Origin of the sequence: Streptomyces sp. NPDC007901 (genome assembly GCF_042959465.1) — a bacterium.
Classification (GTDB): Bacteria; Actinomycetota; Actinomycetes; order Streptomycetales; family Streptomycetaceae; genus Streptomyces.
The window spans coordinates 1-23,285 of sequence record NZ_JBIBKW010000049.1 but is presented as its reverse complement, the minus strand read 5'-3'; the positions used below and the strand labels follow the sequence as shown (position 1 = coordinate 23,285).

The following is a 23,285-nucleotide window of genomic DNA, read 5'->3' as shown; positions in this document are numbered from 1 at the left end:
CGTGCACACACCCCGCAAGACACAACCCGCGAAACAGCGAACGAAGACGTCAACCGCCCCACGACCACGCCGCACAGGTTAAAGATCAAGCTAGGAGGGGCCGGCGGCCTCATCGCGAGCTACCGTCACCCGGCCCCGGCCGCCCGCCACGCGGTGACCGTGGCCCCGCACCAGCGGCCGTCGTACGAGGCCCCACGCCAGCAGGCGGTCCGCGAGGACGCGAACCGGCCTGGGGACGACAACACGCCCTGGGCGTGAACCGGACCGGCGGACGCACACGCCGCAACCATCCGCACATTCGCCTCCCGCGGACGCGCCGGACCGGCTCGGAACCACGTGTTCCATACTCTTCGAGAGAAACGAGAACCTTCCCATGGCCACGATGAAGTCCGTCCGGACCGCCGACGTCGACAAGATCGAGGTGGTGGACGTCGAACGACCCGTCCCCGGCCCGCGCGTCGCCCTGGTACGCATCCGCGCCTGCGGCATCTGCGGCACCGACGCCGCCTTCCTACACATGGGCGGCCTGCCCGCCCACGGACACCTCGGCGGGGAGATCGTCCCCGTGGCCCTGGGCCACGAGCCCGCCGGTGAGGTGGCCGAGCTCGGCGCCGAGGTCGAGGGCCTCGCGGTGGGCGACCGGGTCGTGATCGATCCGACCGGCCACCCGTCCGGCCTCATCGGCTGCGGCGGCACGCAGGGCGCCATGAGCGAGTACCTGCTCATCGAGAACGCCGTCGCCGGACAGAATGTGCAGGTCTTCCCGGACAACATGCCCTTCGCCGTGGCGGCGCTCAACGAGCCGATGGCCGTGGCCCGGCATGCCGTCAACCGCTCCCAGGCCACGCCCGACGACAAGGTCGTCGTCTTCGGCGCGGGTCCAATCGGCCTGGGCGCCGCGATCTGGCTGAAGCTACGCGGTGTGCGGCACGTAGTCGTCGCCGACGTCATCCCCTCCCGGCTGGAGAATGCACTGGCCGTCGGCGCAGACGCGGTCGTCAACTCCGCCGAGGAGGACATCACCGCCCGGCTGACCGAACTGCACGGCCAGGCCGCCAACGCCCTGGGCCACCCCTGCCCCGGCACCGACATCTACATCGACGCGGCCGGCGCCCCGGCCGTCCTCAACACCGTTATCGACAACGCCAAATGGCACGCCAAGCTGGTCATGGTCGCCGTGCAGAAGAAGGGCGAGATCGACCTCACCGGCATGCTGCGCAGCGAACTCACCCTCATCGCCTCCCAGGCCTACCCCACCGAGATCTTCGAGGTCACCCCCGAACTCGCGGCGCATCAAGACCGCTTCGCCCAGCTCATCAGCCACCGCGTCCCGTTCTCCGACGTCACCGGCGCCTTCGAACTCACCCTCACCCCAGGCGCGGCCGAAAAGGTCATCGTCACACTCGACGACCAGCCCTAGCTGTGCGGCGTTGATCTTCAGATGGCCAAGTGTGGGCGTAGAGGAATTCCTCGGCGATGATCCGGTTGTAGCGCTCCACCTTGCCGTTTTGTCGCGGGGTGTAGGGCGTGATCCGCTGGTGGCGTGACCCAGGGAGTGCTCGGGCGAACGCGTGGGCGCGGGAGCAGGCTCGGTTGTCGGTGACGATCCGTTCGATGTGGATGATGCCGTGGGCGGCGAACCATCCTCTCGCCCTGTGCATGAACGCGATGGCGGTTGCTGCTTTCTCGTCGGGCAGGGCCTCGGTGTAGGCGAGTCGGCTGAACCCGTCGACGGCGGAGCGGAGGTAGATGTAGCCGCCGCGCTCGCTCTTCTTCTTGCGACGCGCGACGTCCTTGGCCTGTTCGCTGCCGCGTCCGTGGGCTCTCCAGCCGCCGCCGTCAGGGATCCGGCCGACCTTCTTCACATCGACGAGGACCATGTTCCCGGGGCGGTGCGCGGTGATCTTCCGCGGCTCCCGGTTCAATTGGCCGTTCGGGTCGATGAACTTGCGGCGGTTCAGCCCGAGCGCGAGCAGGTGCCGTGACACTGTGCGGCGACTGATCGTGACACCCTCCGACTGGAGCTCGAACGCGATCCGGGACGCCGACCATTTCTGGCCGCGCCGGAGGTCCTCGATCAGGGCCACGACGGCGGCGTCTGTCGCGGTCGGCCGGCAGCGCGGTGTTGAAGGAAGATCGTGTAAGCCCAGCTCACCGTGGCGGCGGTGGCGGTTGCCCCACTTCGACGCGCAGGCGCGGGATATCCCCATCTCCGCTGCGACGTGGGCGATCGGCCGTGTCTTGCATCGCTCGACGAGGCGACGGCGCCCTTCATTGGATAGAGGTGCGTTGGCGTGTGTCACGAGAAGGCTCCTTGAGGCGGCGCGGAACGGGGTCGCGAGCAGCGGCTCGCGACCCCGTTCCGTATGCAGACCACCATTTACTCGCCGAAGCCGTTCCGTGCGACGACGGTGCGGCGGCTGGGCAATGGTGACGAAGTGTCAGGCGGTCAGGCGTGCGCCGCCGTCTGTTTCGATGACGGTTCCGGTGATGTTGGGGTTGGTGGCCAGCAGCAGGATGGCCTCGGCGACATCCGGGGCGGTGGCTATGCGCTTGGTGGGCAGGGCGTCGGCGGCCTGCTTGAAGAACGCGGATCGATCCTCGGCGGCGAGTGCGTCCCACCAGGGCGTGTCCACGTATCCCGGCGACACGGCGTTCACCCGGACCGGCGCCAGTTCGGCGGCGAGCGGCTGGACGAGCCCTTCGACGGCGGCGTTCAGCGAGCCGATGCCGGCCGTGCCGGGCATGGCAGCCCGCGCTGTGATGGCTCCGACGAGGGTGATCGAGGCGTCCTCGCTGAGATGAGCTAGCGACGCCTGGAGGGCGGTGACGGTGGGCCAGTACTTCTCCTCGAACGCCTGCCGCAGGTCATCGAGCGGCAGGTCGCCGAGCAGGCCGGCGCCACCCTTGCCAGCGAGGGTGATGACAAGGTGCCGGATCGGGGCGATCCTCGCCGCGAGCGACGCGGCCGCCTCCGCGTCGGCGGCGTCGAGAACGTGCACGTGGACGTCTCCGGCGATGGCCGCCGTTGCCTCCTTCAGCCGCTCTGTGTTGCGCCCGGCGATGTGGACCGCGTGTCCCCGACCGGCGAGCTGCCGGGCGACCGCCAGGCCGACCCCGGATGTGCCGCCGATGACGAGTGCAGTGGACATGCTCACTCCCTATTTCGAGACGTGACGTCTCGAATGAGAGTAACACCATTTCTAGACGTTGCGTCTCGATACTGGGTTAGGCTGGCAGCCATGACCGGCACCACGACACCCGCCCGCGGCCGCAAGCGGAGCGAGCAGACCAGGCTCGCGATCCTCACTGCGGCCTACGAGCTCACCACCGAGGTCGGCTTCCCAGACCTCACCATCGAGGGCATCGCCGCCCGCGCCGGGGCCGGCAAGCAGACCGTGTACCGCTGGTGGCCCACCAAGGCGGACGTCCTGCTCGAAGCCCTGGCGCTCAAGGCGGATCTGAAGGTCTCCACCGCGGACCAGGGTTCATTCCAGGCGGAGCTGGACGCGTTCCTGCGTGACTCCGCCGCCCTGATGGCCTTCCCGGGGGTGGTCCCCGTCCTGCGCTCCTTGATGGCCGAGGCGCAGCGCGACGCAGACTTCCGGCGCCGCTTCCAGGACGGCTTCCTGATCAAACGCAGGGCCGCGCTCGAGACAATCGTCGATCGGGCCGCGGCCCGCGGCGACAAGCCCGCCCGCCTGACGGCGGCCTTCGCCGCCGACCTGGTCTTCGGCCTGATCTGGTACCGGGTCCTCGCCACCGAGCAACTGCTCGACCAAGGCGACATCACCGCCATCCGAGATCTGCTGAACGAACACCCCGGAGAGGAGTAGCACATGCCCGATCGCGCCATCGTCATCACCGGAGCAACCGACGGGCTGGGCCGCGCCCTCAGCGGCGCCCTCGCAGAACAGCCCGCAACGACGGGCATCCTCCACGGGCGTAACCAAAGCCGGCTCAAGGAACTGGCCACCATGCTGGCCGATGCACCGGCCTCGATCCACACAGTCCGGGCCGACTTCGCCGAACTGGCGCAAGTGCACCGGCTTGCGGACGAGATCACCGAGCTCACCGACCACATCTCGGTGCTGGTCAACAGCGCCGGCATCGGCGGCGGCGAACCCGACGGGACCGACCGCCGACGGGCACGAGCTGCGCTTCGCGGTTAACCACCTCGCCCCGTTCGCGCTGACCCAAAGCCTGCTGCCCCTGCTGGACCGCGGCGCGCCCACCCGTGTCGTCAACATCGCCTCGATAGGCCAGGCCCCGATCGACTTCGACGACCCCACCCTCGAACACGACTACTCAGGCATGCGCGCCTACGGCCAGTCCAAACTAGCGATGATCGCCACGGGCCTACTGCTCGCCCGACAACTCCACCCGCACCGAGTCACGGTCAACAGCCTGCACCCGGCCACCTTCATGCCGACCAGGATGGTCCTGGATTCGGTCGGTTACAGCATCGACTCCCTCGAAGACGGCCTGCAGGCCACCCTGCGCCTCATCCTCGCCCCCGAACTCGACGGGATGACCGGACAGTTCTACGACCGCACCCGTGCCGCAAAGGCACACGCCGATGCTTAAGATCCGAGCATCCAGCAGCAGCTCTGGGATCTCAGCACCAGACTCACGAAGCCGCCCCGAATGACCCTCGAAGATCCATCAGCACTGCCCGACACCCCGCCGGCGCCATCAACGTCATGACCCGCAACACCGGTATCGGGTCATCGAGCGGTAAGGACGTGTGCCCACGGCTCATCAATGTCGGCCAGACCCAGCACGGCGACCACGTTGTCGAGCATTCCGGCGCCGAACCAGCGCCGCACGGCGTCGTCGTCGCCCAGCAGCTGCCGAACGGTGTCGACCTGCTTGGCGTAGCACCTGCGCACGGCCTCTGCCACCAGCGGCTCGCCGACGGCACAGTTCGCGTGCATGAGGAAACGCAGGATGTTCCGGTCTGCCACGAGCGCGGCGTAGGCGCCGCGCGCCGCATCCAGCGCCGGCCCGGCCCCACCCGGTGTCGGCGAGTGAGCGACCAGCGTTTCGGTCATGACGACAGACACGTGGTCGACCACGGCCGCGAACAGCGATTCCTTGTTCGGGTACAGGCGATAGAGATACGGCTGAGAGATGCCGACCCAGTCTGCGATCTCGTGCGTCGTCGTACCGTAGAAACCTTTTTGCGCGAAGCAGTCGACCGCGGCGGCCATGATTGTCCGACGTCGTTCGTCGCTCTTCGTGCTGGTACCGGCGGCGGGCATGGCAATCAGTTAAACAGGCTCCCCCCTCAGCCTCCAAAAGTCACGCTGAGGTCAGGGTCGGACGGCACGTCGTGGGGTGTGAGCGCCTCGATCGCCACCAGCGGGTTCCAGTAGTCCAGGTAGTGGGTGATGCGCGCGTCGTCATCGGTCCGGACGACGGAGATACACGTCTGCTCGTACGGCTTGCCGGTCGGCAGCGCCCTGCCCTTTGAACGGAATTCAGCGATCACCAGACTCGGATCGACCGTGTCGTGGAACACCAGGTCGACGAACTCCACGTCGAAGGTCTCGGGAAAGTTACTCATGTGCGCGACCAGCGCGTCTCGCCCCGTCACCCGCTGCGGCACGCCGGCCGGCGCGTACGGGAACTCGAGCACCGCGTCCGGGGCGAACAGCTCCACCCATTCCTCGACGCGTCCTGCGGCGGTAAGGCGCAGGTGCTCGGCCAGGGCGTGCTGGGCAGCGGCGCGGCGGTTGGCGTCGTCTTCCTTGACTGTCATTTTCACTCCTACGTTAGTGGTCGACCTATAACTTACCACCCCGACAGCCGTTGCGGGTAGTCGAGCAGAGGTAACGCCAGGGGTGATCTTCCTCAGGGCGCGGTTCAGGCGCGGGGCGCGGGCGGCCAGCAGGCCTGCGACTTCCCTCACCCACCGGGCCACGGTGGTGCGGTGTATCCCGTTGCCGCCGGCCAGTCGCCAGGCCGCTGGTCACAGCGCAGCGGCGCGAGCACGATGGCGGCGATCTTCCCCACGGGCAGGGCCCGCCACCGCGAGCCGATCTTCTTCAGGTGGCCGCGTATCAGGCCGGCGAGCCAGTTCAGGGTGGCACTCGACAGCGGCAGGCGGGCGGTGCAGACAAGGCCGTCAGGGCCCCGACACAGTGAGCCCTTTCCAACCTGCCTGCGGCAGGGGCCCGACAAGGATATCGGGCTGCAAGGATTGACGGACCTCCAGGTGACGGATCTATGGCGTGCTGGGCGAGTACGTGAGCTGCAGGCCTGGTACTGGCGGCAGCGGCGTAGGCGCTCCCGTCTCTGGTGCGGCGCGGAACGCTTCGATCATGTAGGCGGCGAAGCGGCGGGAGGCCGTGACCCGGGCGGCACGCGGCGTGTCTTGGAGGCCCCGGTGGGCCATGAGCATGAGGACCAGGTCGTCGACGACGAAGCCGGGGCGCAGCTGGCCGGTCTTCTGGGCACGGCGGGCCAGTTCGCCGACCGCGTGCAGAGTCCGCTCCCGGTCTGCGGCGAAGTCCATGGCCTCGGGGAAGGCCGTCATGAAGGCGTCGGCGAATCCCCTGCTGTGGGCGTGGAGTTCGCAGATCCGCTCGATCAGGCTCCGGAATCCGTGCCACGGGTCCGAGTCCGTAAGGGCGTCGCGGACGGCGGCATGGCAGGCTCGCCGCTGCTCGGCGAAGGTCTCCGCGAACAGTGCCTGCTTGGTCGGGAAATGCCGGTACAGCGTGGCAGGGCCGACGCCTGCATGCCGGGCGACCTCGCGCATGGGCGCACTCAGGCCCTCTTCGCCGAACACCGCGCGGGCGGCGTCCAGGATGCGGGCCCGGTTGTCGCGGGCGTCGGAGCGCACAGTCTGAGGCAAATGGTTGGTCATCGCTTCTCACTTTAGCCAAACGGACGGGGGCGTCCGTTACGGTCCGATGGCGGTGCTGCCGCCCCGTCCCGGCACTTCGCCGGTGATGCCCCGGCTCTGGGAGCCGGCTTGACGCCCATGGCGCGCAGCAGCTGCGATCCGTCCCTCCACCAACCCGAGGAGCAGAGATGAAAGCCGTCGTGATCAGGACGTTCGGAGACCCCGATGGCCTGGAGGTCGTCGATGTCCCCGTGCCCGTTCCTGCCCCGGGGCAGGTGCAGATCGCCACGGAGGCGATCGGGGTAGGCGGCGTGGACGCCGTGATCCGCCGGGGAACGCTTGCCGCCTACGGCTTCCGGGAGGGCCATCTCCTCGGCAGCGAGGTCGCGGGAAGGGTCACCGCGGTGGGAGAGGGCGTGGACGCCTCGTGGATCGGGCGGCGGATGTGGGCGTTCACCGGCCTGTCCGGGGGGTACGCCGAGCACGCCGTCGCCTCGGTCGAGGACGTCCTTGCGCTGCCCGACGGCCTGACCGGCGCCGACGCGGTGACCCTCGGCGGCTCCGGCGTGGTCGCCCACTTCGCCCTGGCCCGGGCCAGTTTCACGCCTGGCGAGACGGTGCTCGTGCGCGGTGCGGCGGGCAGCATCGGGATCACGGCGGTCCAACTCGCAGCCAGGGACGGCGCGAGCGCGGTGGCGGTCACCACCTCGTCGGCGGAGCGCGGCGCCCGCCTGCGGGACCTGGGCGCGACCCATGTCCTTGACCGCTCCGGCGAGGACGGCCCGGACGCACCGGCGGGCTTCGACGTGGTGATCGATGTCGTGGGGGGTCCCCAGCTTCCCCTTTTCCTGGACAAGTTGAACTCCAACGGGCGGTATGTGGCTGTCGGTGTAATCGGTGGGCAGCCGCCGGCGGACTTCGGCATGCGGCTGATGGACGCCTTCCGCAGGTCGTTGTCATTCGCCACGTTCAGCTCTGACACCGTGCCCGGCCCCGACCGGCAGGCCGTGCGGTCGTCCCAGTTCGCCGATGCTGCGCACGGGGACCTGCGCACGGTCGTGCACGAAGTGTTGCCGCTGGACCAGGCGGTGCTGGCCCACCGCGAGATGGACGCGGGGAAGGTGTTCGGCAGGGTCGTGCTGGCGCCCTGAGTCGGGCAGGGACGGCGTTCGCGGCCCCGGGTGACGAAATGGGACCTGCTCAGGTCGTGGCTGATGCCCGGCGCTGACGGTCGCCATCGTCGACGCCGGGCAAGTACGTGGCGCGCCCCGTTATCGCTGTCTCGTCCGGCATCAGGGTGCGCCGCCGTGCGGGGGCCGCGTGATGATGCCCAGTATGGCCGTGAGCCACTTTCCGACCTCAGCGTGATGTCCCCGGTGGAGGGCGAGAGTGGCTTTGACCAGGTCGTCGATGCGCGTGGTGCTGCAGCGGAGCTTGCGCAGCAGCCGCCACGTCTTCAAGGTTGCGATGACCTGCTCGCCGAGGGCGCGGATCTTGGCATGGGAGACGTACACGGCCCGTTGGCTGTAGGTGTGGCCGCACCGCAGGTGCCCAGGACAAGCATGACCTGTCGGCTGCGGGTCGGCCGGTGCCAGCGTGATCCGCGCTCCTGACGCCGAGCGGCGAGTAGGCCGGTCAGGCACAACCCATCTATCAGGAGCTTCATCTCCTCCCCAACACCGTTCTCACGCCGACTCGCCTGCCGATCGGCCACGTTGGAAACGGCTCAGTGGTCCCTTTCCAACTCGGCGTGCGATTCCGGCAGTTGGGCTGACAACGTCGTGAAGCCCCTGGTAGATGGGTTTTCGACCAAGAGAACCGTCTTCACCAGAGGCTTCACGTGCTTGTTTACCCGTCGGGCGTCGACGTGTCCAGCTCGGCCCTCCGCTTCCTCACGCAGCAGTTGCGGCGGCACCGCCGTACGATCGGCTCCCGTTGGCGGCGCCTGAGCGCCGGCCGCCAGGCTTTGCTTGCACTCGCTCATCTGCGAGTGGGGCACACGTATGCTCAGCTCGCGGCCGGGTTCGGCGTCGGAACCACGACGGCCTACCGCTATGTCACCGAGGCTGTCGAACTCCTGGCTGCTCTTGCCCCCAGCCTGGCCGACGCGGTGCGGACCGCCTCGATGAAGGCGTTCGTGATCCTGGACGGCACGCTCCTGCCGATCGACCGCAATGCCGCGGACCGGCCGTTCTATTCCGGCAAACACAAGAAGCACAGGATGAACGTGCAGATCATTGCAGACCCCTTCGGTCGACTGCCGCGGGCCTCCTCGGCGCTGCCCGGAGCGGTTCACGACATCAAGGCCGCGCGAACCCACGGCATCATCGACGCCCTGAAGGAAGCCGGCGTGGAGTGCTGGGCCGACCAGGGCTACCGGGGTGCCAACGGCACCATCCGGGTGCCTTACTGGGGTCGCTGGGAGACGCTTTCCGTAGGTCAGCAGGCCGTCAACCGCTCACACGCGAAGATCCGCGCGCTCGTCGAGCAGGCCATGGCCACTCTCAAAACCTGGCGGCTCCTGCGCAAGCTGCGATGCTCCACAACCCGCATCACCACTCTCGTCCATGCAGTCCTCACCCTGCACCCGACCTGCTCAAACTGAGGTTGGAAACAGCTCAGTGGCTTGTTTTTCTTCACACCAAACTCAACTGCCGCCGGGGGCCCGCCGGTTACGGTCCTCAGTCACCCGCCGGCGGCGCGGCTACGAGCGGGCGGTGAATCTCTCGTCGGGGCGTTGGTACAGCCGGCCGCGGTCAGCAAGCTTGGTCAACTTCGCCCGCAACGGTTCCAGCATGCCGCGCACCGCCACCTCAAGGCCCAGCTCCTCGCCCACCGCCCCGACCTGGACCGGGCTGTCGCCGGCCCGCACGACTGCCAGGACCTTGCGTGGTCGGCGGGCAGGGCGGACTCGTCGGGAATCTCGCGCGGTGCGGGATCAGCAGAACCGCCCGCCCCGCTACCCGGGCGGGTGTCGGGGGCGACGGCCCTGCTCGGCCAGCCGGTTCAGGACCCGCTCGGCGATCACGAGCTCCTCCCTCCCGGCCTGGACCTCCTGCAGCTGCCTGGCCAACTCCGCGGCGAGCGTGTCCAGTTCGCTCCGGCGCGCCGTGATCCGCTCCGGCTCCCCCATCTGGCACCGAAACCAATATCCGGACCATTTCCGGGCCAGCCCTCCTTGCCCCGACGCTGGCTAATTCCGCTGGTCAAAGAACATCCGAGCCTTGTACCAGACCAAGAACCTGTTGGTGTCGTACTCGCCGAAGAAGCTTGGATTCTTCTAGGGCGCTTGAAGTGGTCGCCGAGCTGGGAATTCCTCGCAATTGAGGGCGGCAAGGGTCCCCCTGATCCCGCCGGAGACAGCCAGACCGGAAGGACCGGCTGTAGCGCGACGACGGTCTTCGATCCGTCCCACGGACGCGAAGTGCAGGGGCGTCACCATCAGGTGACGCCCCTGCACGAGCTGAGCCTGCCGGCAGCCGAGCCCGAGTGGGTCACCCTCACGGGCATGAACCCGGATCACATACCGGATGCCGTTGATGATGTTCGCTCGGTTGTCAGTTCAGGGTGGCGGTGAGGGTGTTGTACCCATCTCCGGGGAACCCGGTGCGCCAGTCGTCAAGGGACGCTGCTCTCGCACTTCGGCGCCTTCGACACCAGATCGAGCCGCGTCGGCCCGCCACGAGACCAAAAAATGACGCGCACCGAATGGGAGCAAGGGCGGTGACGGCCGCCAGACGCGGGAGCGTGTCGCGAATGGCTGGCCAAGGCCCCCTCACGCCGGTTCCCGCCCATCTACGGAGTCAGCCCTGCCTTCGCGCAAGCGGCCCGCAGCTGCGGTGCGCAGATCTGGGCGATGGTGTACACGCCGTCCTTGATGAGGGTCTGCTTGATGTTGGCGGTTGTCACGGCGACCGGAGTGAGGAGCACGGACGGGATGTGGTGGGTGGTGGGGCTGTCGGTCGTCGTCGTGGCGATGGTGTGCAGCTTCTCGCCGCGGCCCAGGGCGACGGCCATGGCAGCGGCTGCTTCAGCTTCCGTACGGAAGGACTTGTACACCGTCATGGACTGCTCGCCGTTGATGATGCGCTGCACCGCGTCGAGGTCGGCGTCCTGGCCGGTGACCGGTGGAAGGCGCCTGACGTGGGCGCTCTTGAGTGCGGAGATGACGCCTGCGGCCATGGCGTCGTTGGCGGCCAGGACGCCGTCGATCCGGCCCGGGCCCAGGGCCGAGATGGCGGCGGACATGTTGGCGTTCGCGTTGTTCGTGCTCCAGCCCGGGGTGTCGTAGGAACGGCTGATCCTCACCTTGCCGCGCAGGACGGACAGTGCACCTCTCTTGTAAGACGCGGCGTTGGGGCTGGTCGGGTCGCCGTTCATCATGACGATGGTCCCGTCCTTGACCGGGGCGTGCATGGCCTTGAGAAGGGCCTGGCCCTGCAGCGTGCCGACCTGTACGCCGTCGAAGCTGACGTAGCCCGAGATCGGGCCGTCGGCGAGCCTGTCGTAGGCGACGACCGGGACGCCCGCGTTGTGCGCCTCCTGGACGGAAGAGCGCTGCGCCCTGTTGTCGGTGGCGCCGAGGATGATGACCCTGACCCCCTTGGTGATCATGGCGGTCATCTGCTGCCGCTGGGCCGTTGAGTCGTCGTCGGCGTTGGCATAGGTGACGTTGCAGTGCGGGCAGAGCTGTTTCACCCGTTGCTCGATCAGCGGCTTGTCGGACTTCTCCCAGCGTGGCACCAACCGGCTCGGCAGCAGCAAGCCGACGGTGAAGCTGTCCGTGGTGGCTTTTCCGTCTCCTGTGCAGGCAGCCGAGGGCATGGTCAGCAGGGCCCCGACGAGTGCGCCGATGACATACCATGTACGGAGCATCATATTGTGCCTACGGTACGTCACGATCGGTCCCCGTCCTTGCGCTCGGTTCTGCGCCCACCGAAGCCGGTTGACGACGCGGTACCGCTATCTCGCTGCACACCTGCTTGCCGCCGGCCACCGGCACCGTGCCGAAGGACTCCGACATCGCCTCGACCAAGAGCAGACCCCGGCCGCCGGTCGACTCCCAGTCCACGATCACGGGCTTGGCGGGCGCCCGCGGAGAGGAGTCGCTCACGCAGACACGCACCCGGTCCCCGCGGAGCATCAGGTCGAGACGGACCGGGCCCTGGGTGTGCACCAGAGCGTTGGTGACGAGTTCGGACACCACCAGCAGCACCGGGTCGGTGGCTTCTTCGACCTTCCAGCGGCGCAACGTGCGCGCGGTGAACCGACGGGCGTGCATGACGGCGTCGGGCAGGCGCCACACCAGCCAACCCGAGCGGATCGGCCGGGTCTTCATGCCGTCGTAGCGCAGCAGCAACAGCGCCACGTCGTCCTCACGACGGCCGAAGTCGCCCAGCAGGTCGTCGGCCACCCGCCCAGGATCCGACGGGTCGGCCGCGGCGAGGGTGGCGCGCGTGCGGCGCATGCCCTCGTCCAGGGACAGATCGGCGGCCTCGATCAGCCCGTCGGTGACGAGGGCGAGCATCGTTCCGGGCGCCAATGCCACCGCGGTCATCGGGAAGTCCGCCTCCATGGAAATGCCCAGCGGAAGGCCGCCCTCGACCTCGACCTCCTCGGTGCTGCCGTCGGGATGGCGTAGCAGCGGTGCGACGTGCCCGGCCCGGACGAACAGGACGTCGCCCTCGTCCATGTCCAGTTCGGCGTAGCAGCAGGTGGCGAAGAGATCCGTCTCCATGCCGACGAGGAGGCGGTTGGCGTGCGAGACGACCACGTCGGGCGGGTGGCCCTCCACCGCGTACGCCCTGACCGCGGTACGCACCTGCCCCATGATCGTCGCGGCTGCGGCGCTGTGCCCCTGCACGTCGCCGATGACCAGCGCCACCCGGTCCTCGGAGAGAGCGATCACGTCGTACCAGTCGCCGCCCACCTGCAGTCCTCGCCGGGCGGGCAGGTAGCGGGCGACGGCGATCCCGCCGGGAAGCTCGGGCAGACGTCGCGGCAGCAGGCTGCGCTGCAGCATCGTCGCGAGTTCCTGTTCGGCGTCATAGGCGTGGGCGCGGGTGAGGGCCTGGCCGGCCAGTGAGGCGGTGGCGGTCAGCAGCGAACGTTCCTCGGGGACGAACTCGTGCGGCCGGTCCCAGCCGATCAGGCACACGCCGGCGACCCGGCCCCTTGCGGGCAGTGGCAGGACCGCAAGGCCTCCGGGGCCGATGCCGTCGAGTCCCGGTTCGAAGGCGGTGCCTGTCGGCCACAGGTCCATACGTCCGTCTCGCAGAGCCATCTGCAGGGTGGGCAGAGCACTGAGGGGTGCGTCGGGCCACTCCGAACGCCACTGGAGCCGCCATGTCTGCGGCCAGGCAGCGGGCTGCGGCGGGTCGAGCAGGGTGACCTGGAGCCGTTCGTCCTGCAGCTCGGCGAGCGCCACCCGGTCAGCGCTCAGGGGCTCGCGCAGGGCGGTGATCACCACGTGGCTGACATCGCGCACGGAGGTGGCCTTGTCGAGTGCGGCGGTCAACCACTGGATCCGGGAGACGTCGTCGGCGCCCCGGTGCAGGACCGAGGTCGCCGTCACCACGCCCAGCACCTGCTCCGGCCGGTCGTCGGCACCTGCCGCCACGCGGCAACTCAGACTCAGCCAGCGCATCTCACCAGTGGGGCAAACGCGGAAGTCCAGTTCCCGTCGGCCGAACGCCTGGATGGACGGCTCCAGCACCGACATCAGCGCGTGCAGGTCTTCCGGCAGTGCGTGCGCGAGCAGGGAGTCCGCCTTGCCGTCGAAGTCGTCCGGCTTGATGCCGACCAGTTCGCACAGCGTCTCGTCCGCGTCGATCACGCCGGTTTCCGGTACCAGAACGAAGGAGCCGACGCGCATGCGGCGCAGTGCCGAACTCAAGGGTGCCGGCGGCGGCCCTCCCGCGGCCCCGGGCTCCAGCACGTCGGCGACCGCGTCGGCATAGCGTTCCAGGAAGCGCTGCTGCTCGGCTTCGAAGCCGTTCTCACCGGCGCCCACGACGACGAGGCAGCCGAGCCGTCTGCCCTCGGCGCCCAGGGGCAACGCACCGAGCGATGTCGGGACTCGCCGCGGCGCCGGACATCCCTCGGGGTAGGAGGCGAGTGCCGCGGGGGTCAGCCACACGGGGCGGGGGGCACGGAAGGCGTGGGCCGCAGGCGAGCCGCCGGACAGGGCCAAGCGCTCCGGCAGCCCGTACTCGGCAGGAGCGCATCCGGCCGTGTCCACCGACCGAAGGTCGTCAGAACCTGCGCCGGGCACATAGAGCACTGCCAGCGCCGCTCCGGCGAAAGTCAGGGCACGGACGCTCACGGGGGTCTCCGGCCCCGGTGCTGAGCCGGTGTCCGCAACGCCGGCCTCGGCTGTCCCCGGCTGCGAGAGTCCGGCCCGGGCACCGCCGTCGTGAGGCATGTCCGCATCTACCTCCCGTCCCTGCCGGGGAGCCGACCGGCCGAATTTTGGGCATTCCCCCTACCAGAATCGCATAGATGGACGAACCGGACAGATTGGCGTCGTACCGGCCGCGCGGCATCGAGTTCGCAGTTCACCATGGCCGGTGTCACACTGGCGAGGTGGTCGTTTTGCCGCTTTCACCCGGTCCGGGCGGGTGTGGGCCGAGACCCCGCCTCGCCCCGGTGGGCCACGCCGCTGCACCGCGGTCGCAGCCGCACGGCTCCAGGGAGGAGGGAGGCCTCGCGCATGAATGCCTGCGTTCGGGACACCGCCCTTGCCCTGGCCGCGGTCTCGACGGCCGTGTCCCTCACCGCCTGCGGATCGGGCGCGGGGAACACCTCCGACCCAGGGAGCGCGCGGAAGATCGGCGTGCTGCTGCCGGACTCCACCACCGCCCGCTGGGAGACTCAGGACAGGCCTCTGCTGGAACAGAGGATCCGGCAGCTGTGCGGCGACTGCACGATCGAGCACGCCAACGCCAAAGGTGACGTGGCCATCCAGCAGGAACAGATGGACTCGTCGATCGCCCGTGGGGTCAATGCCATCGTGCTGGCGGCCGTCGATGCCAGGGCCATGGGCGCCTCGGTCGGAAAAGCAGCTGCCGCGCACATCCCGGTCATCGCGTACGACCGCCTCGCCGAGGGCCCGATCTCGGGCTACGTCTCCTTCGACGGCCAGGAGGTCGGCAGGCTTCAGGGCAAGGCGCTGCTGACGGCCATGGGCGCCAAGGCGCACGGCGGCCGGATCGTGATGATGAACGGCGACCCCGGCGACCCCAACGCGCTGTCGTTCAAGCAGGGCGCACTGTCCGAACTCCAGGGGAAGGTGACGATCGCCAAGGAGTACGACACACCCCAGTGGAGCACGGAGGCGGCGAACCTGAACATGTCCGGAGCCATCTCCGCCCTGGGCGCCAGCAGCATCAACGGCGTCTACGCCGCCAACGACGGCCTCGCCGCCGGCAGTATCGCCGCCCTCAAGGCCAACAAGGTCAGCCCGCTGCCGCCCGTCACCGGGCAGGACGCCGAGCTCGCAGCCGTACGGCGCATTGTCAGCGGCGATCAGTACATGACGGTCTACAAGCCGTTCGGACCCGAGGCTGCCGCCGGCGGCACCATGGCGGTGGCCGCCGCGCGTGGTCAGCGCCTGGACGGGGTGGCCACCAAGCAGGTGAAAACCCGCAGCGGCGCGGAGGTTCCAGCCGTGCTGCTCACCCCGGTGTCCGTGACCCTTGGGACCATCAAGAACACCTTGGTGAAGGACGGCGTGTACACGCTCGAACAGATCTGCACCCCGCCACTCGCGGGCGACTGCCACAAGGCCGGGCTGACCTGACAGGCGGGACCGGCCGGCCCCGGGCCCGGGAAGGAGATGATTCTCTTGCCTCCCCCCTTGCTCGCCCTGCACGGTGTGTGCAAGCGCTTCGGCGTCGTCGAGGTCCTCCGGGACATCGAGCTGGAGATCCACGCCGGCCAGGTCCTCGCCCTGCTCGGCGACAACGGAGCAGGCAAGTCCACCCTGGTCAAGGTGATCACCGGGGTCGCTCCCGCGGACAAGGGGAGCATCGAGTGGGAGGGCCGGACCGTTCACATACGGCGTCCCAATGAAGCCCGGGACCTCGGCATCGCCGCCGTCTACCAGGACCTGGCGCTTTGCGGAGACCTCGACGTCGTCGGCAACCTCTTCCTCGGACGAGAGATCCGCAGGTTCGGCTTCCTCGACGAGGTGGAGATGGAGCGCCGCACCAGGCAGTTGCTGGAGCGCCTGACCCGGGGCGTCCCCGATCTGCGCGGTCCCCTGATGTCACTGTCCAGCGGCCAGCGACAGACCGTCGCCATCGCCCGCTCGCTTCTCGGCGATCCGCGCGTCCTTCTTCTGGACGAACCGACCGCGGCGCTGGGGTTCGAGCAGACCACCGAGGTCCTCGACCTCGTCGACCGTCTCCGCGACCACGGCCTGGGGATCCTGCTCATCAGCCACAACATGGGCGATGTGAAGGCGCTCGCGGACCGGGCCGCTGTGCTGCGACTCGGCCGCAACAATGGCTTCTTCGACGTGAGCACCACCTCCCAGGAGCAGATCGTCTCCTCCATCACGGGCGCCACGGAGAACGTGCCCCGTCGGCCGGCCACCCACGAGGCCGAGTGGTGAAAGGGATGCGTGACATGCCGGACGAGACGCGGGCCGATCCCGCAGCAGCCACCGCAGAAGCCCGTCAGCGCCGCGCCGGGCGGGCCGTCACCCGTGGTGTGGCGGGCTGGATCGCCCTCCGGCGGCGCAGGCTGAGCGCCGGTGAGCTGGGCCACCTTCCCGTCACCCTCGTCCTCGCCGCGGTCTGGATCATCTTCCAGTCCATCAACTCCACCTTCCTCTCGCCCCGTAACCTGTCCAACCTCGGCGTGGACATCGTGGGTACGGGGCTCATCGCGGTCGGCATCGTCTTCGTGCTGCTGCTCGGTGAGCTCGACCTGTCGGTCGGATCGATCAGCGGGTTCGCCGCCGCGGTCTTCGCCGTGCTCAGCGTCAACAACGGCGTGCCGGAATGGCTTGCCCTGATCGCAGCCGTGCTGACGGGCACCGTGGCGGGAACCGTCCAGGGGTACTCCGTCGCCAGGACCCGGGTGCCGGCCTTCGTGATCACCCTCGCCGGGCTGCTGACGTGGAACGGCCTCATGCTCGCCATCCTCGGCACCAGCGGCACCGTCAACCTCGACGAGAACGGGCTCATCGCCCACCTGACCAGCTACTACTTCACCAACGCCGGCGTCGCCTACGCGGTGGCGGCACTCGCCACAGCTCTGGTCTTCCTCGCCTCCTACCTGGACAGGCGCCGCCGCAGGGCCGTCGGCATGCCACACCGCCCGCTGCATACCATCGGGGTGCGCACAGGAGTAGTGGCGGTGATCGCGTTCGCCTCCGCCTACCTGCTGAACCAGTTCCAGGGCCTGCCGCTTGCTCTGCTGATCTTCATCGCCGTGGTGGCGGGCCTCGACATCATGCTCCGGCGCTCGCACTACGGACGGCAGGTCTACGCAGTGGGGAGCAGCGTCGAGGCGGCCCGTCGCGCCAGCCTCAGCGTGACCGGCGTAAAGACGGCCGTGCTCGCAGTCTCCGGCACCCTGGCGGCGACCGGCGGCCTGTTCCTGGCCTCGCGCATCACGTCGGTGAGCCAGAACTCCGGCTCCGGCGTCCTGCTGCTCAACGCCATCGCTGCCGCCGTCATCGGCGGCACCAGCCTGTTCGGAGGACGCGGTACGACCTGGTCCGCAGTGCTCGGCATGCTGGTCATCCAGTCGATCGCCTCGGGTATGGCCCTCACCGACACGCCCACCGCCGTCCAGCTGGTGATCACGGGCGGGGTACTCTTCGCCGCGGTGGTCATTGACTCGCTGTCCCGACACACGCAGCAGGCGCACGGGCGCGCCTGACACTTCCACGGGCGGCGCCGGTGATGCCCGCAGCGACCTGGGCGTGGCGTCGGGGCGCCGATCGTGCCGGGCTGAGACCGGCTCGACACGCACGTCTCCCACCGCCATGCGTGAGCTGACTCCAGCGTCCAGTTCGCGGGAAGCACCAACGGAGGGACTCGTCCAGGACTCCCACGAGCACCTGCCAGCGCCGCGGCTATCCCGTCCATGTCAACAAACTTGCAAGGGTAAATAGCTAGGTACAATTAGAATGGTTTCACAAGCATGTTGGATAACGAGGCAATTTGGTGTCGGCCGGATGTGACATGCCCCTCTCCCTCTGCACAGATCAGATCAAAAATTCCACACGATTGATGAGATGTATCTGCCGGCCACGTGACCCCCGCTACCACCCCCTGATCCGACTGAGCTGGGATTTCACAGCCAGCCCTTCCGAGGGGTAGACGGCAGGCGCTTCGGGACCCAGCGCAAGGAAGTACCGATGAGGTTGAGATCCGTCCTCAGCTCCGCTGCTTCCGCCCTCTCGGCACTGGTGCTGCTCAGCGCCTGCAGCGACGGCGGCATCACGGACACGTCGAGCGGCGGCAAGCCGCTGGTCGGCGTCGACTACCCGCGCTCCGACACCGACTTCTGGAACGCGTACATCAAGTACACGCCGGAGTACGCCAAGCAGCTCGGCCTCTCGCTCAAGACCACCAACTCGCAGAACGATGTCGCCAAACTCGCCGCCAACGCGCAGACACTCATCCTCCAGAGCGTCAAGGGCATCGCGATGGCCCCGCAGAGCACCTTTGCCATCGCGCCAATTCTGGCGCAGTTGCAGGCGGCGAAGATCCCGGTCGTCACCATCGACACCCGCCCGGACACCGGCAAGGTCTACATGGTGGTCCGCGCCGACAACCGCGCCTACGGCGAGAAGGCATGCAAGTACCTGGGCACCAAGCTGGGCGGCAAGGGCAAGGTCGTGATGCTCGAGGGCGACCTCGCATCGATCAACGGCCGTGACCGGACCAAGGGATTCAACGACTGCATGAAGAAGAACTACCCGGGCATCAAGGTGTTCGGCGAGGCCACCAACTGGGACGGCGCCGTCGCCGCACAGAAACTCCAGACCGACCTGACAGCCCACCCGGACATCAAGGGCATCTACATGCAGTCCAGCCTGGCCCTGTCCGGCACGCTCCACGTGCTCAAGCAGCAAGGGCTGTTGGCCAGCCCGAAGGACAAGAAACACGTGTTCGTCGTCTCCAACGACGGCATCCCCAGGGAACTCAAGAACATCTCCAACGGCAACATCGACGCCACCGTGTCCCAGCCAGCCAACCTTTACGCCAAGTACGCCCTGTACTACCTCAAGGCCGCGATCGACGGGAAGACGTTCAAACCCGGCAAGACCGACCACGACAGCACCATCGTGCGGGTCCGCGACGGACTTCTGGAAGACCAGCTCTCCGCCCCGCTCGTCACCGTCGACGGCGGCACGTACGGCGGCGTCCCCAGCCTCAAGAGCACCGACACCTCTCTGTGGGGCAACAGCCTCGGCTGACACCGCGTCTGACCGCTGAGTGAACCGCCGGGTCTTCAAAGTTGAGCGGTACGAAGGTGCGCTCGGGCTCGGCGTGTGGTGACGCAGCGTACCCGTAGGCGCTGGTGGTCGGCGTTACGGAAGCCGAAGGATTGCGTGCGACGAGTTTGATCACGCGGTGGACGCCCTTGCTCTTGGCGTTGCTGTGCCCGGTGTCGATGAACGCTTCGATCTCCGGCCACCGGCGGTCGATGGTGGCGGCGAGCTGCCTGACCTCAGGAACGTCGCACTCCGCGCACCAGGTGAGGAACTGCGGTCGGTGACCGGGTCGGAGCGGATGCCGACCTGTATCGGCCGCCAGGTCTCCTCCCGCCAGACACGGACTGTTTCCGCGCCCACCGCGACAGCTCGCTTGTCCGGCCGCTGGAACGACAGTCCCCACCAGAGCAGATACTTGCCCACTCCCTGCCCGGTCAGGCGCACCCGGTACAGGGGTCTTGTCCAAAGGCCCAACACAGCCCCGCGCCCCTCACCCCCCCTGCTGCAAGAACAGCAAAGTCACTCAGTCCAGCAGTCGACACCAACTTCCAGGATCCGGACCACACACGGGCCGACGCCGCCTCCTGCACCCCAACATCCGTTGTTTCCACTGGTCAACGACGTTTAGAGCTGTACCACCAGCAGACGAAGAATCTGCTGGTGTCATACTCGCCGAAGAAGCTCGGCTTCTTCTAGACGCACGAGGAAAGGCGCCTGACCTGGGTTTTCACCCGTCAGGCGCCCTTCGTGCAACCCGCTCTCGACCGGGCCCGGCTTGCGTACTAACTCCCAATTCCTCCCACGACTGCACCCATCCTGACCAGTGCTTCCGGACCAGTCACGGACCAAACCCCCGGTTCAGCCCTCGGGTACATCACCTTGACTGACGCGCTGCCACTCGTTCATGGACTGCTCGATGAGACGGTTCGCCTGCTCTCGAAGGCCGTCAAGGAACTTGGCGTAGTGGCGAAAGAGAACCTCGATGCTCTGGCCGGCACGGCGCGCGCACTCGGCCGGGTCCACTCCGGAGTAGAGCCAGAACGAGATCCCGGCATGCCGGAGATCGTAAGGCCGCTTGGCCAGGCGAGAAGCGCGCTCAGTACGAGTCAGGGCATATTCCCGGGCCCGCGCCCACGTGATGCCGTAGGCGGCAGCATCCACGTAGTTGCCAGCCTGGTTCCGGAAGAGTCGACCGTCAGGTGCTACGTCGAACCGATTCACATGGGCACGCAGCATGCGTACGAACTGCGGCGGAATGGGAACAGGCCGCGTCGCACTTGCCGCACGACGCTTGAGCGAGTGCACCTCGTGCACCTCACCGTCGTCGGTCCACTCCTTGCCAGACGTGACAACTCCGCCCGAGAGGTTCAGCATCCCCCATCCCGTCTTCGGCAAGTGGCATTGATCGATCCGAAGGTGGATGACCTCAGCTGGCCGCATATTGATCCGAAACTCAAAGGGTTCTATTCGAGGATGTAGCGGACGTGCGGGCCGCCGAAGTAGCCGCGGACGATGTGTGGCTGGCGTTGGCGGCGGTGGAAGAACCTGCGGGTTTCGGCGGCGAGTTGGGCCTGGTCGCGGGCCCGGCTGTGCATGGGCAGGCTCCGTTTGAGGTCGGCGTTGACCAGCTAGTCGGGGTTCAGCTCGGGCGAGTAGGACGGCAGGAAGTGCAACTCGATCCGGTCGGGGTGGGCAGCGAGCCAGGCGCGGACCTTGCGGGAGCGGTGGGCGGCGTGTCCGTCCAGGACGAGGTGCACCTTGTGGGCGAAGTGGCCCGCAAGGCGGTCCAGGAAGCGGCACATGACGTCGGCGTCGAAGGTCTCGGTGAACACCATGAAGTGCATCCGGCCCTTCGTGCTGATCGCGGACATCGCGTTCACGGAGAACCTGTTGCCCGTGCGGCGCACGACGCGGGTGCACCCCGTGGCGCCCCAGGTGCGGCCGGTGACCTGGTCGGAGCGGATGCCGACCTGGTCGGCGAAGAGCACCTCGCCGCCCTCGGCTTTCGCCTTCGCCTGGATCGCCGGCCAGGTCTCCTCCCGCCAGAGGCGGACCGCTTCCGCGTCCTGCTCGACGGCCCGCTTGTCCGGCCGCTGAAACGACAGTCCCCACCGGCGCAGGTACTTGCCCACCCCCTGCTCTGTCAGCCGCACCCGGTACAGCTTCGCGATCAGGTCTCCTACACCGGCACGAGTCCACAGCTGCCCGGCCAGCCCCAGGTCACAGGGCCTGTGATCCAATACGGCCTGCCGGATCGCCTGCTGTTCGGCCGTATCGAGAACCTGATGTTCGCCGACCCGCCGCCCACGCGGCTGGGCCACGAGTGCCTCACGTCCGCCTGCCAGCCACTTCGCCCACCAGTTGTCCACCGCCTTGAGCGAGACCTGGAACACCGCGGCGACATCCTCGCAGTCCGGCCCGCTACCAACGCGGCCACCGCCCGCAGGCGAAGGGCCTCCTGCGCCGACGGCGACAACTGCCGTGCGTCCCCCACCAGTTCATTCACACAGGGATCAACGACCCAGAACACCTACCGTTTCGGATCAATAGCCGCGAAGTACATGCAACCGAAGAATGCTTCAAGATGAGGACCGCGCCCACGCTGGCGAGCAACGGCCTCAAGCAGCCGAAGCACCTGGGCCGGATTGGGAACGGCGGCCGGATCCACCTCCTCACTGACTGCTGGCGCTTGCCACCGGAGCCCCTTGAGGGGGTTCTCTGCGAAGTACCCCTTCTCCACCGCAGTGTTGAGAGCTTCGTTGAACGCAGCCCTCTTGCGACGGGCTGTTTTAGCCGCAGCCGCCTTGCCGTCCAGCTTGCGGCACGTAGCATCGAGGGCCCGCCTCAGAACGTCGGCTTCCGCCAGGGCGCTGACCGGCAGCGAGTTCCGCTTCATCCAGTCCAGCGCGTGGAGCCACTCCTCGGTGGGCTCGCACTGCCACGCTTTCTTGTTGAATGCCCACGAGTACAGGGCACGCCGCAGTACCCGCGGATCGGAATACGCTGCGCCGGGGCGGACCAGGGCGGGCGTGACCGTAGCGAAGGCATCAGCCAGGGTGCGGCGCGTGTTCCCTGGCGTGCGCTCCCATCTTTGCTCGATGTATTCGTGCGCCAGGTCGTACCACGTAGTGCGCTGCTTGATGGCCCGCAACTCGGATGCCGGCGGACCTGTGTGCTCGTGAAACGGCTCACCCTCGCGCGCAGCTGTCATCAGCTTCGCACGCCGGCTATCAGCAAGCGCGAACGCAATGAAGGACTCAGACTTCTCTCGCCCGTTAACCGTCCACCGAATCTGGAAAGGCTTGCGCCGGTCGGGGCGCTCACGTATCTCCCAGAAGCGGACGTTATAACTCATCGCCATCCAGGCGTATCCCTTTCACACGCATCCCACCACGCATCCAGATCGGCGCGGCGGCAGCGCAGTTCACCATTGGGCAGCTTGATCATTCGAGGCGCCTGACCGCGAGCGCGCAGGCGATAGAAAGCCGACGGGCTCATCCTGATTTCCGCTAGGACCTCGGCGAGCTTGAGCGCAGGTGGACGAGCCATTGATGTTTCCTCGGGTATTCCAGATATGCCGGCCGCCCAAGCGACAGCGCTCGACTTGCACTCAGCACACGCTGTCAGTTACGGGGACTACTGGGCGCCGACATGAAGGGCCATGGTGTCCGAACGGCTCCACCGCCAAGCACAGCCGCTGAGAACACCTCAATGGTCGTCACGATCGCCGGTTTGGCCAACCGGCGATCGTGGTCTATGTTGCGCCCCCGCAGCGGAACTCACGGACGATTGCTAACGGACGAAACACAGGGGCCAACCGACGCGATCGGAGAACGAAGCCGCGCCGTCCGTCACGAACACCCCGAGTCCCTCGTCAATTAGACGTTGTCTCACGTGGTCTGATGTCCGTGCGGCATGATGTCGGTCGTGGGTGTCGATCTGTCGCAGCGGCTGGTTCCTGACGAACTGTGGGAG

General features: G+C 67.8%; 24 protein-coding genes and 4 pseudogenes. 11 read left to right on the top strand and 17 right to left on the bottom strand.

Translation table 11 applies throughout. The features are described from left to right. Together ACFZDK_RS54235 and ACFZDK_RS54230 are read left to right on the top strand one after the other, a co-directional pair. Positions 1-258, top strand: a 258-nt coding sequence (locus tag ACFZDK_RS54235) for a hypothetical protein (protein ID WP_390986448.1), incomplete at its 5' end; no start/stop codon positions are given. Positions 259-373: 115 nt separating this feature from the next. Further along, positions 374-1,420, top strand: a complete 1,047-nt coding sequence (locus ACFZDK_RS54230; RefSeq protein WP_390986446.1) for a zinc-binding dehydrogenase — start codon at positions 374-376, stop codon at positions 1,418-1,420. Here the strand turns inward: ACFZDK_RS54230 and ACFZDK_RS54225 are convergent. Beyond that, positions 1,419-2,303: pseudogene (locus tag ACFZDK_RS54225) on the bottom strand (helix-turn-helix domain-containing protein); the annotation flags it as partial. The gene ACFZDK_RS54230 and the pseudogene ACFZDK_RS54225 overlap by 2 nt on opposite strands. Before the next feature lie 138 nt (positions 2,304-2,441). Next, positions 2,442-3,152 carry an SDR family oxidoreductase gene (locus ACFZDK_RS54220; protein ID WP_390986444.1) on the bottom strand — a complete coding sequence of 237 codons (711 nt, stop codon included), beginning with the start codon at positions 3,150-3,152 and terminating at the stop codon, positions 2,442-2,444. Positions 3,153-3,242: 90 nt separating this feature from the next. Here ACFZDK_RS54220 and ACFZDK_RS54215 point away from each other — a divergent pair, with 90 nt between their 5' ends. From ACFZDK_RS54215 to ACFZDK_RS54205, 3 genes are read left to right on the top strand one after another with little or no spacing between them, the layout of a single operon-like run. Then, a complete protein-coding gene (locus ACFZDK_RS54215; protein WP_390986442.1) occupies positions 3,243-3,836 on the top strand; it encodes a TetR/AcrR family transcriptional regulator C-terminal ligand-binding domain-containing protein in 594 nt (197 codons plus the stop codon). A 3-nt stretch (positions 3,837-3,839) separates the two neighbouring features. Next, the gene (locus ACFZDK_RS54210; protein WP_390986439.1) at positions 3,840-4,172 is read left to right on the top strand and encodes an SDR family NAD(P)-dependent oxidoreductase; all 333 of its coding nucleotides are present in this window, start codon (positions 3,840-3,842) and stop codon (positions 4,170-4,172) included. Next, positions 4,156-4,587, top strand: coding sequence for an SDR family NAD(P)-dependent oxidoreductase (locus ACFZDK_RS54205; RefSeq protein WP_390986457.1), 432 nt, complete (start codon positions 4,156-4,158; stop codon positions 4,585-4,587). The genes ACFZDK_RS54210 and ACFZDK_RS54205 overlap by 17 nt, the downstream gene beginning before the upstream one ends. A gap of 140 nt (positions 4,588-4,727) precedes the next feature. On the opposite strand, the gene ACFZDK_RS54200 is transcribed toward ACFZDK_RS54205, so the two are convergent. The 4 genes and pseudogenes from ACFZDK_RS54200 to ACFZDK_RS54185 all read right to left on the bottom strand — a co-directional run bounded on the left by ACFZDK_RS54200 (position 4,728) and on the right by ACFZDK_RS54185 (position 6,874). Next, positions 4,728-5,264, bottom strand: a complete 537-nt coding sequence (locus ACFZDK_RS54200; RefSeq protein ID WP_390986436.1) for a TetR family transcriptional regulator — start codon at positions 5,262-5,264, stop codon at positions 4,728-4,730. Positions 5,265-5,290: 26 nt separating this feature from the next. Then, a complete protein-coding gene (locus tag ACFZDK_RS54195) occupies positions 5,291-5,764 on the bottom strand; it encodes a nuclear transport factor 2 family protein (protein WP_390986454.1) in 474 nt (157 codons plus the stop codon). A gap of 84 nt (positions 5,765-5,848) precedes the next feature. Then, positions 5,849-6,186 (bottom strand): annotated as a pseudogene (locus ACFZDK_RS54190) (hypothetical protein); the annotation flags it as partial. A 43-nt stretch (positions 6,187-6,229) separates the two neighbouring features. Further along, positions 6,230-6,874 carry a TetR family transcriptional regulator gene (locus tag ACFZDK_RS54185; RefSeq protein ID WP_390986433.1) on the bottom strand — a complete coding sequence of 215 codons (645 nt, stop codon included), beginning with the start codon at positions 6,872-6,874 and terminating at the stop codon, positions 6,230-6,232. Positions 6,875-7,041: 167 nt separating this feature from the next. Between ACFZDK_RS54185 and ACFZDK_RS54180 the strand changes: the two genes are divergently transcribed. Continuing rightward, a complete protein-coding gene (locus ACFZDK_RS54180) occupies positions 7,042-8,004 on the top strand; it encodes a zinc-binding dehydrogenase (RefSeq protein WP_390986430.1) in 963 nt (320 codons plus the stop codon). Between the two features lie 225 nt (positions 8,005-8,229). On the opposite strand, the pseudogene ACFZDK_RS54175 reads toward ACFZDK_RS54180, so the two are convergent. Next, positions 8,230-8,376, bottom strand: a pseudogene (locus ACFZDK_RS54175) (IS5/IS1182 family transposase); the annotation flags it as partial. A gap of 317 nt (positions 8,377-8,693) precedes the next feature. Between ACFZDK_RS54175 and ACFZDK_RS54170 the strand changes: the two are divergent. Next, the gene (locus ACFZDK_RS54170; protein WP_390986428.1) at positions 8,694-9,458 is read left to right on the top strand and encodes a transposase family protein; all 765 of its coding nucleotides are present in this window, start codon (positions 8,694-8,696) and stop codon (positions 9,456-9,458) included. A 99-nt stretch (positions 9,459-9,557) separates the two neighbouring features. Here ACFZDK_RS54170 and ACFZDK_RS54165 read toward each other — a convergent pair whose 3' ends face one another. From ACFZDK_RS54165 to ACFZDK_RS54150, 4 genes are all read right to left on the bottom strand, one after another. After that, entirely contained in the window at positions 9,558-9,725 is a 168-nt protein-coding gene (locus ACFZDK_RS54165) for a hypothetical protein (protein ID WP_390986425.1), read from the bottom strand. Positions 9,726-9,812: 87 nt separating this feature from the next. Continuing rightward, positions 9,813-9,986: a hypothetical protein gene (locus ACFZDK_RS54160; RefSeq protein ID WP_390986422.1), complete on the bottom strand. Its 174-nt coding sequence runs from the start codon at positions 9,984-9,986 to the stop codon at positions 9,813-9,815. Between the two features lie 662 nt (positions 9,987-10,648). After that, a complete protein-coding gene (locus ACFZDK_RS54155; protein WP_390986419.1) occupies positions 10,649-11,731 on the bottom strand; it encodes a substrate-binding domain-containing protein in 1,083 nt (360 codons plus the stop codon). A 7-nt stretch (positions 11,732-11,738) separates the two neighbouring features. Beyond that, the gene (locus ACFZDK_RS54150) at positions 11,739-14,276 is read right to left on the bottom strand and encodes a SpoIIE family protein phosphatase (RefSeq protein WP_390986416.1); all 2,538 of its coding nucleotides are present in this window, start codon (positions 14,274-14,276) and stop codon (positions 11,739-11,741) included. Positions 14,277-14,564: 288 nt separating this feature from the next. Here ACFZDK_RS54150 and ACFZDK_RS54145 point away from each other — a divergent pair, with 288 nt between their 5' ends. From ACFZDK_RS54145 to ACFZDK_RS54130, 4 genes are all read left to right on the top strand, one after another. Continuing rightward, on the top strand, positions 14,565-15,653 hold the full coding sequence (locus ACFZDK_RS54145) for a substrate-binding domain-containing protein (RefSeq protein ID WP_390986413.1): 1,089 nt from the start codon (positions 14,565-14,567) through the stop codon (positions 15,651-15,653). Positions 15,654-15,689: 36 nt separating this feature from the next. Continuing rightward, entirely contained in the window at positions 15,690-16,469 is a 780-nt protein-coding gene (locus ACFZDK_RS54140) for an ATP-binding cassette domain-containing protein (protein WP_390986411.1), read from the top strand. A 5-nt stretch (positions 16,470-16,474) separates the two neighbouring features. Continuing rightward, entirely contained in the window at positions 16,475-17,746 is a 1,272-nt protein-coding gene (locus ACFZDK_RS54135) for a sugar ABC transporter permease (RefSeq protein ID WP_390986408.1), read from the top strand. Between the two features lie 481 nt (positions 17,747-18,227). Then, positions 18,228-19,292: a substrate-binding domain-containing protein gene (locus ACFZDK_RS54130; protein ID WP_390986406.1), complete on the top strand. Its 1,065-nt coding sequence runs from the start codon at positions 18,228-18,230 to the stop codon at positions 19,290-19,292. On the opposite strand, the gene ACFZDK_RS54125 is transcribed toward ACFZDK_RS54130, so the two are convergent. The 6 genes and pseudogenes from ACFZDK_RS54125 to ACFZDK_RS54100 form a co-directional block, all read right to left on the bottom strand. Further along, positions 19,249-19,524, bottom strand: coding sequence for a hypothetical protein (locus tag ACFZDK_RS54125; RefSeq protein WP_390986451.1), 276 nt, complete (start codon positions 19,522-19,524; stop codon positions 19,249-19,251). The genes ACFZDK_RS54130 and ACFZDK_RS54125 overlap by 44 nt on opposite strands. Continuing rightward, positions 19,443-19,754, bottom strand: a complete 312-nt coding sequence (locus tag ACFZDK_RS54120; RefSeq protein WP_390986403.1) for a hypothetical protein — start codon at positions 19,752-19,754, stop codon at positions 19,443-19,445. Before ACFZDK_RS54120 ends, ACFZDK_RS54125 begins: the two co-directional genes overlap by 82 nt. A 414-nt stretch (positions 19,755-20,168) precedes the next feature. Further along, a complete protein-coding gene (locus ACFZDK_RS54115; RefSeq protein ID WP_390986400.1) occupies positions 20,169-20,684 on the bottom strand; it encodes a hypothetical protein in 516 nt (171 codons plus the stop codon). An 89-nt stretch (positions 20,685-20,773) separates the two neighbouring features. Beyond that, positions 20,774-21,804: pseudogene (locus tag ACFZDK_RS54110) on the bottom strand (IS630 family transposase). 36 nt (positions 21,805-21,840) lie between these two features. Beyond that, a complete protein-coding gene (locus ACFZDK_RS54105) occupies positions 21,841-22,671 on the bottom strand; it encodes a hypothetical protein (RefSeq protein WP_390986398.1) in 831 nt (276 codons plus the stop codon). Continuing rightward, on the bottom strand, positions 22,662-22,859 hold the full coding sequence (locus tag ACFZDK_RS54100; protein WP_073946053.1) for an AlpA family transcriptional regulator: 198 nt from the start codon (positions 22,857-22,859) through the stop codon (positions 22,662-22,664). The genes ACFZDK_RS54105 and ACFZDK_RS54100 overlap by 10 nt, the downstream gene beginning before the upstream one ends. Between the last annotated feature and the right edge of the window lie 426 nt (positions 22,860-23,285).